Annotated in this window: 1 protein-coding gene; it reads right to left on the bottom strand. The window is 40.5% G+C overall.

From position 1 onward, the window contains the following. Positions 1-1,098, bottom strand: a 1,098-nt coding sequence (locus tag BV375_RS29745; protein WP_086767212.1) for a PAS domain S-box protein, incomplete at both ends; no start/stop codon positions are given.

The following is a 1,098-nucleotide window of genomic DNA, read 5'->3' on the forward strand; positions in this document are numbered from 1 at the left end:
ACCTAGTTGTTTCAATTTGCTCATAAATCTTGTAATTGTGACTCTATTAGCACAGCAGGCACTAGCAATATCTTCATGAGTTAACCGAGCACTTAGACGCGTTCCCTCTGGCACAGATTCACCGATTTCTTGTTTGAGAAATTCCAACAGATAATGCAAGCGCTCTTGTACCTGACGCTTTCCAGAAATCGCTAGCAAAGATTCTGTTTGCTGTAAGCGTTGATTTATTTTTGGTAAAAAGTTATGGCTGAGGCTAGGAGAAGCTGCTATTTCTGATACATGAATTGATACTAACTCTACCTCAGATAGGGCTATTGCCTGGTAAATCTTTAAACTCGTCATACTAGAGCCAAAGATCATTCCTGCTCCTGCCAAGCCTATCAGCACTTCTTCACCTGTTTCACAGAAAGTACTGAGTTTCACCCAACCCTGACAAACATGTAAAATTTGTAGCGGGTTGAGACAGATCTGGTCTCCTTTAGAATATTTGAATAAGCGCCGATCTCTGATAGTACTGCTGAGATTCTTTGTTTCTGGCAATTCGCTTTGCTGACGACTAGTAATATTACGTATTAACCACCGCAGAGAAATTACTTCACCCTGTTGATTACGGACGGCTGCTACTGTTAAAGCAGCATTAAAGATATCGCCATGACGTTGCTGCAAGCGTACTAACAATTCTGTGCCTATATCCGATTCAGATAATCTGTTAATTTCGCTACGAAGTTGCTGACGTTCTTCGATAGGAACAAAATTAGTAATTGGCTTGCCTACTAAAAATTGTTTGGAAATATTTAGTAATTTAGCTGCCATTTGGTTAGCTTCGTGTATCGTACCCGATGGATTAGTGACTAAATATCCATCTGGTGCGGAGTCGAATAAATCTTGATAGCGTATGCGTTCGGTTTCTAAAAAATTTTGGGTTCGGATTAGCTCTTCATTTTGCTGATATAGTTCCTCCACCGCCAACTGCAATGTTTTTGAACTGTGATGAAGTTCTTCAAAAGCTTGTGGCAGCATTTCTGATGGCACCCAAGGCAAGACAGTAGCTGTTTGATATAAATCAGCTAACCGCTTGTGTAAAACTTCTGTGCGTTG

The sequence above is a fragment of the Nostoc sp. 106C genome (genome assembly GCF_002154725.1).
In the GTDB taxonomy this organism is placed as follows: Bacteria; Cyanobacteriota; Cyanobacteriia; order Cyanobacteriales; family Nostocaceae; genus Aulosira.